This is a genomic window from Enterococcus sp. 5H (genome assembly GCF_028128615.1).
Taxonomy (GTDB): Bacteria; Bacillota; Bacilli; order Lactobacillales; family Enterococcaceae; genus Enterococcus_L.
The window spans coordinates 1-4255 of record NZ_AMDP01000059.1 but is presented as its reverse complement, the minus strand read 5'-3'; the positions used below and the strand labels follow the sequence as shown (position 1 = coordinate 4255).

6 protein-coding genes are annotated in these 4255 nt (G+C 37.8%); all 6 read left to right on the top strand.

What is annotated here, in order from left to right; translation table 11 throughout:
- Positions 1–114 precede the first annotated feature (114 nt).
- Positions 115–1266 carry a minor capsid protein gene (locus C240_RS14535; protein ID WP_271497274.1) on the top strand — a complete coding sequence of 384 codons (1152 nt, stop codon included), beginning with the start codon at positions 115–117 and terminating at the stop codon, positions 1264–1266.
- Positions 1267–1386: 120 nt separating this feature from the next.
- Complete coding sequence (locus C240_RS14530; protein WP_271497272.1) at positions 1387–2025, top strand: DUF4355 domain-containing protein; 639 nt, start codon at positions 1387–1389, stop codon at positions 2023–2025.
- A 16-nt stretch (positions 2026–2041) separates the two neighbouring features.
- Positions 2042–3076: a major capsid protein gene (locus C240_RS14525; protein ID WP_271497270.1), complete on the top strand. Its 1035-nt coding sequence runs from the start codon at positions 2042–2044 to the stop codon at positions 3074–3076.
- Between the two features lie 13 nt (positions 3077–3089).
- Positions 3090–3410 (top strand): phage head-tail connector protein, encoded by a 321-nt coding sequence (locus C240_RS14520; RefSeq protein ID WP_271497268.1) that lies wholly within the window; start codon positions 3090–3092, stop codon positions 3408–3410.
- Entirely contained in the window at positions 3407–3751 is a 345-nt protein-coding gene (locus C240_RS14515; RefSeq protein ID WP_271497266.1) for a hypothetical protein, read from the top strand. Before C240_RS14520 ends, C240_RS14515 begins: the two co-directional genes overlap by 4 nt.
- Positions 3748–4255: HK97 gp10 family phage protein (locus tag C240_RS14510; protein ID WP_271497264.1), on the top strand; the 508-nt coding region annotated here is incomplete at its 3' end. The genes C240_RS14515 and C240_RS14510, both read left to right, overlap by 4 nt.

Sequence of the window (4255 nt, the reverse complement as noted above, 5' to 3'; positions counted from 1 at the left end):
AAAGCCAACTATGGCGGAATTATAACAGGAACACTAAATGCACAAGATATAAAATCAGGCCCAATAATTAACTCTACCGATCAAATAGAACACCTAAGACAGAAGTTGATCTAAATGGCTCAAAAAAAGAAACAAACGGAACAATCTTATTGGCAATTGCGAAATATAGCTGCTGAAAAGAGAGTCAACGATGGTGCGAAAGCACTAGAGGAAAAAGTAGCCACTGCCTATCGTCAAGCACAATCCTATTTAACTAAACAAGCACGAAAGCTCTTTTCTAGGGCGCAACAACGCACCGGATTAGACGAAAAGGAAACAAAACGACTACTGAACGATACAGTACAACCAGCAGAATTAGTAGAGTTAAAAAGTCTGTCTAAGCAAATAAGCAATCCTGTTTTACAAAAAGAAGCACAGAAAAAACTCACTGGGCTAGCATTTAAAGAACGAATAACACGAGCTGAGGACTTGAAAGCCAAGTCTTTTTTAGTTTCTAAACAAATTGCCAATGTGCAGCTCGATAAATCTACCGATTTTTATATTGATACGATCCATGATTCGTATAATGAAGCGACTGCGGAATCAATCATTCGTCAAGCTCAACAGAATGCTAAAAATGCTGTAGTTATTGAAGTATGGAATAAAAAGGATTATCAATTTAATGAGCTATCTACAAAATATACTAAGAACATTTTAGATAGTCACTGGCTTGGGAGAAATTATTCTGAGCGGATATGGAGTGACACTGAAGCGCTAGCTAAACGATTGGAGCAACTATTTACTGTCGAATCAATGACAGGGATGTCCGAGTTTGAGATGGCTAAGACTATAGCAAGTGAATTTGACCGCTCTATTGGAGTTGCTAAGCGTTTGATTCGTACCGAAGCTAATTACATGGCTAACCAAGCCAAACTCAAAGCATGGCAAGATAGAGGCGTTGAACAATACATGCTTGTTGCAGTATTAGACCTTCGTACATCTAAAATTTGTCAGGAAAAAGATCATAAGATTTATTTAGTCTCAAAGGCGGTGGCCAACGGTAAAGAGGGCACGTATCCTCCTTTTCATCCATGGTGTAGGACAATCGCTGTTGCGTACTTTGGTAAGCGAACCTTGTCAGGCACGAGGGTTGCGAATGATCCTATAACCGGCAAAATAATGACTATAAGTCAACAAGACAACTATAGTAAATGGATGGGTATGTTAAAAGCTAAATATTCTGAAAAAGAAATAAGGCGTCAAAAGAAAGTGATTTTATCGAAATAGGAAGTATATAAAGTAATCGAATGATTGCTTTTTTTATTTTGTCTAAGCATTGATGACGTTAAAAGCTATGGAATGTGCAAGCATTTATCCACGTAAAAAGATATGGAGAAGGAGATTATCATGAAGAAGAAGCATTTATTACCACTGAATTTACAATTGTTTGCTGATGGTGAAGATAATCCGGATATCACACCAGCAGAATTCAATGTAGATGAGCTGTCAGACGAACAGCTAGAAACAATCAGACAAAAACATGGGTTTAAAACGGACGATGATGTTAATGAAATTGTCAGAACAAAGCATGCCAAGTGGAAAAAAGAAACTGAAGAACGCGAAAATGAAGCCGCGAGGTTGGCCAAACTATCAGAAGAAGAACGCCAACAAGCTTTAATTGACAAAGAAAAAGCAGAATTCGAAGCTGAGAAAGCTCAGTTTAGAAAAGACCAACTTTCAGTAGAAAAAGGTAAGCAACTCATGAATGAAGGGTTACCAAGTGATTTTGCTAATAGAGTTATTGGCGATACTGCTGAAGAAGCTTCTGCTGACATTAAAGTGTTGAAGAAAGCCTGGGATGAAGCTGTTGAAAAAGCAGTTAATGAAAAATTAAAAGCTTCGGTCGAAGTACCTAGCAGTCAATCAAATCAATCAAGCAGCACTAATCCTTGGGATAAAGATAATTTCAACTTAACAAGACAAGGTGAAATTTTAAGAGAAGATCCTGAACGCGCCAAATTATTACAGCAAATGGCTATAAAATAAGAAAGAAGGAATATAAATGAAAAACCAAATTAACATGAATTTACAGTTGTTCGCATCAGATAAAACAAAAATTGCTGATGTGATTGTACCTGAAGTATTTAATCAATATGTAATCGAACGAACTGCTGAACTATCTGCCTTTTACCAATCAGGAGTAGTGGTTAACAATCCTGAATTAGATGTGCTAGCGTCAAGTGGCGGTCGATTAATCAATATGCCGTATTGGAATGATTTAACTGGAGACGATGAAGTATTATCAGATACTGATCCATTAAGTACAGATAAAATTACTGCTGGTCAGGACGTAGCGGTTCTGTTAATGCGTGGGAAAGCGTGGCGTTCAAACGATTTAGCAAAAGCGTTATCTGGTGATGATCCAATGCGTGCTATTGGTGATTTAGTTGCTGCATACTGGGCACGTCGTCAACAAGTAACTTTAATCTCAACTTTAAAAGGTGTATTTGGAGCAGCTTCAACAAAAATGGCTTCCAATACACATGATATTTCTGCAGAAGACGGGAACGACGGAGCTTTTACTGGTGAAAGTTTCTTAGATGCATCATACAAATTAGGGGATGCCGAAGAACGTTTAACAGCTATTTCAATCCATTCAATGGTTTATGCGAGCTTACGTAAACAAAACTTGATTGAGTATTTATTAGATTCAAATAATCAAAAAATTCCATTATATATGGGTAAACGTGTCATCGTTGATGATGGTATGCCTAAAGATGGCGATGTATTTACATCTTATATCTTTGGTGCCGGTGCTGTTGGCTTAGGTAATGGATCAGCCCCTGTTCCAACTGAAACAGATCGCGATAAGTTAGCCGGTGATGATATCCTTATTAATCGTCAACACTTTTTACTGCACCCACGTGGGGTTAAATTTACTGATAAATCGGTTGCTGGTTCTTCTCCTACAAATGTGGAGTTATCAATTGGTGGAAACTGGGAGCGTGTTTACGAGCCTAAGAATGTACGTATCGTTCAATTTAAACATAAACTTTGGGTGCCTAAAACTATTGTCCAAGGCGGAACTGGTGAATAAGGAGCGGATCTAATTGGCAGAAGTAACAGAACTAGAAAAGTTAAAAGCTCGTCTCGGTATTTTAGACGATAAACAGAATGCTAATTTGGAAGTTCTGTTAGAAGAAGCCGAGGACGAAGCCTTAAACTATTGTAATCGTGATGAAGTCACAGAAGGTATGTTATCAGCTATAAGAAAGATGGCATATCTCGCTTATAGAAATGATGGCAAAGAATTAATTTCTTCAAAATCAGAAGGAGGGCGTTCTGTTAGTTATAAAGAGACTAACGGAATTCCTTCTAGTATAAAATCCAGTCTAAATCGTTACAGATTAGGCAAGGTGAAAAACCTATGAATGAATTTAATGATTGGAAAGATACTGTTTATCTAAAAAAACACCAAATTTATTCGGATGATGAAGGCAACGATGTGATTAATTACCCAGGAGAACCTATTGAGTTAGAAATGGATGTTCAATCCGCGGGTGGTCAAGTTCAAGCTCAAATATGGGGCACTAAACTACCCTATATTAAAACATGTTATTACGAAGGTAATGATATTAACGAGGGAGAGAATGAGAAAGACGGTATTTGTTATAAAGTTGATTCTGCTAGCATACCTGATTATGAAATTACTTCCATTCAAGAATATTCAGAACATAAAGTAATTACACTAAAGAAGGTGAATATCCCGTGAAAGTTGAAATAAAAGGATTAGACAGTCTAAAAGCCAAACTTAAAGCAGCACCGAAAATCATGGAGGAAGCTGTTTGGGATGCCACTTTTGAAATCGTCGAAGAAGTAGCCTCTCGAGGCGCTAGTCGAATACAATCATCTGTTAAACATGGCAGCGGCGAAAGCGCTGGCTCTATTAAACAAGAAGTTGTTATTGATAGCAACGGTAAACTAATCGGACGAGTTTGGTCAGATAAACAACAATTACTCTTTCGAGAGTTTGGGACTGGTCCAGTAGGTGAAGCTTCTCCAAAAGACTTACCGAACGGTGTCAATCCATTTTATACGCAAGAACGATGGTTTGTCCCTGTGGATATTGTAGCAGTTGATTTAGAGGCAGTTTATGGTATTCCAAAAGTGACGATCAACGGGAAAGATTTCTTTATGACTCGTGGTCAACCAGCACGTCCTTGGCTATATCCATCTATTAAAGAGGTAGAAGAGAACATTCCTGAAATCTACAAAG

What these genes read in the sequence shown, in the direction of transcription:
- C240_RS14535 (WP_271497274.1), top strand. Translation starts at nt 115, where the DNA reads ATGGCTCAAAAAAAGAAACAAACGGAACAATCTTATTGGCAATTGCGA.
- C240_RS14530 (WP_271497272.1), top strand. Translation starts at nt 1,387, where the DNA reads ATGAAGAAGAAGCATTTATTACCACTGAATTTACAATTGTTTGCTGAT.
- C240_RS14515 (WP_271497266.1), top strand. Translation starts at nt 3,407, where the DNA reads ATGAATGAATTTAATGATTGGAAAGATACTGTTTATCTAAAAAAACAC.
- C240_RS14525 (WP_271497270.1), top strand. Translation starts at nt 2,042, where the DNA reads ATGAAAAACCAAATTAACATGAATTTACAGTTGTTCGCATCAGATAAA.